Annotated in this window: 1 protein-coding gene and 1 pseudogene; both read left to right on the top strand. The window is 33.5% G+C overall.

Annotated features, from left to right (window positions below):
* Positions 1–661: 661 nt before the first annotated feature.
* Positions 662–1,193: pseudogene (locus AFK68_RS44125) on the top strand (PIN/TRAM domain-containing protein); the annotation flags it as partial.
* A 1-nt stretch (position 1,194) separates the two neighbouring features.
* Positions 1,195–1,889, top strand: a 695-nt coding sequence (locus AFK68_RS03235) for a PIN/TRAM domain-containing protein (RefSeq protein ID WP_143437472.1), incomplete at its 5' end; no start/stop codon positions are given.
* Between the last annotated feature and the right edge of the window lie 936 nt (positions 1,890–2,825).

The raw sequence follows: 2,825 nt of genomic DNA, 5'->3' as shown, positions 1-2,825 counted from the left end.
GGTTTGCTGATTAAATATCAAAGAGTTGATAGATAAAGGTTTTAGCAATTTTAGAGCTTGAAAAAGTACCAGGTTTTCAGTCGTTCAAGCTGAAAAAGTGAGCATTTTTGGGTAATGTGAGCCAGAAAAATCAAGGGACTATTTTTGTGACTACCTACTCTATAACTCTCATTTATCCTGACTTCTGACTCCTGACTCCTATCCCCTACTAAAAGACTTTTTCAGCAAACCTTGAGTATTTTACAGTCATCCTAAATAAAATCAGTAATGTACCAGAATTTTTTATGACAAATCAAGTAAAAATAATCACATTCTTTTGCTCGTAAAATAGATTTTGTACTTTAGTAGTAACTGTAAAGGGGAAGCGACATTATTAATTGTTACCAAGTCTCAATGAGGTTAAAACCTAATAAAAAGAGAACCGTAAAGAATGGCACATCAACTGTAAAGATATAATAGAGACAACATTGAGCAGCCCAAAAATTATGGTTCTCAATCATTATTGGTGAGTACCTTCTGGGGAAATATCTATATCTTCCAGGACTTACGCAGAGGTACTATATATAGAGTTAAAAAACTATAACGTTATAGTTTTGAACGCTATATAGATGGTCTTTGCGTAAGTCCTATCTTCTATAAAACAAAAAAACAAACTCAAAAAATGCTTGACGCAATAATTATCATTTCATTTGTACTTGCTGGAGCAGGAATAGGTTTCTATAGCATAGAACTTCTCCCACCCAATGTACTACTACAAGTTACTAACATCGAAGGATTACGTTCAGTATTATCTGCTTTTACATCTTTGATTGGCTTTGTAGTCGGATTAGTATTTCAAACTACATATCGGCGAGTAGAAATAAAAGTTAGACAGATGCCTGTTGACTTATTATTAACACGGGCAATAGGATTAGTTATAGGACTATTAGTGGCAAACTTAATGTTAGCGCCACTGTTTTTACTACCTATTCCCCAGGAGTTTAGTTTTATTAAACCTCTTGTAGCAGTTTTAGGCAGTGTAATGTTAGGTTTTACAGGAGTTAACGTTGCTGATACTCATGGGCGTGGTTTTTTACGGCTAATTAATCCTAACAGTCTAGATGCAGTATTGGTAGCAGAAGGAACTCTTAAACCTGCTGCTACTAAGATTTTGGATACTAGCTGTATTATTGATGGCAGAATAGAAAATTTATNTTGCTGATACTCATGGGCGTGGTTTTTTACGGCTAATTAATCCTAACAGTCTAGATGCAGTATTGGTAGCAGAAGGAACTCTTAAACCTGCTGCTACTAAGATTTTGGATACTAGCTGTATTATTGATGGCAGAATAGAAAATTTATTGGAAACAGGTTTTCTGGAGGGTCAAATTCTTGTACCGCACTTCGTTTTACAAGAACTACAGCTTATTGCTGATGCTTCTAACGATCAAAAAAGAGTGAGAGGTAGACGAGGTTTAGACATCTTAAATAGACTTAAAGAGGTTTACCCTTCTCAAATTCAAATCCATTTTGGAGACTATGAAGAAATTTCTACGGTAGACGCTAAGTTGGTTCGTTTTGCTCTGGAAATTAATGGTACTTTATTAACTAATGACTACAATTTGTCTAAAGTTGCAAGTTTACAAAAAGTTCTTGTACTAAATATTAATGATTTGACTCAGGCAATGCGCCCTACTTATTTACCTGGTGATACTATTGAAATCAAAATTCGTAAGGAAGGTAAGGAACCTTCTCAGGGTATTGGTTATTTAGATGATGGTACGATGGTTGTTGTAGAGTCTGGTAGTGGATATGTTGGTGATGAGGTGCGAGTTATTGTTACCAGTTCTTTACAAACTTCTGCAGGTAGAATGATTTTTGCTCGTACTCAAGAGTCGGCGATCGCCTAATCAAGTTAAAAGTCAAAAGTCAAAAATTTGATCAAAGATATAAGACTATTAGTTAAAGTAAGGCTAAAGTTAATTTCGTCGAAAAACTACCTCAACTCTTCACTATTTCCTGAGAGTTGGGGTTAATTAAATTAAAACTAAAAATAATTAGGACTTAGGCAAAGACACTGTAGCAATTCTAAATAGATTGTCGGTAATTAAAAAGTAAATAAAAAAGTTGAAACTTCTATCTGTTGCCTGTTGTCTTTTCCCTAAAAAGCAATAAAATTTTTGCCACGAATAAAATAGGATTGCTATATAATATGCCACATACCAATCTATACAATTGTTGACGCAAAGCTCCACTTTTTAATTTTCTTTGCTTCGGAATGCTAGTTCAAGAATTAAGAATTTAGAATTAAGAATTTAGAATTACCTCTCCTTNACGAATAAAATAGGATTGCTATATAATATGCCACATACCAATCTATACAATTGTTGACGCAAAGCTCCACTTTTTAATTTTCTTTGCTTCGGAATGCTAGTTCAAGAATTAAGAATTTAGAATTAAGAATTTAGAATTACCTCTCCTTGAAAAGAAAAAGAAGAAGATTGACGAACAGGAAAATTTTTCTTTATTATCCCCTTAAAAGGGAAGGCTTTAAACCACAATATTTCGGTAAATATGTTATGAAGTGTTTCATACTCGGTGACAGGCGAAAACACTAAAACTGTTTGAGGGATAAAACTCCGTTCTTTATTCACCATCGCTTCAAAGTTTTTGGCATTATCAAATTTTTATTCCCTATTCACTCTTCACCTATTCCCTAAAATCTTAAAAGTTTGTATGATAATTTATGATTGAAAAATCTTCGATTTTCCATCCGGTTTGAGACTCAAATTCAATAAATTAGGTATTATATAATACAAGCATTTAGCATTTAGCAGTCAGCATTC

The sequence above is a fragment of the Hydrocoleum sp. CS-953 genome (assembly GCF_002260545.1).
Taxonomy (GTDB): domain Bacteria; phylum Cyanobacteriota; class Cyanobacteriia; order Cyanobacteriales; family Microcoleaceae; genus Trichodesmium.
This window is presented reverse-complemented; position numbering and strand designations above follow the sequence as displayed.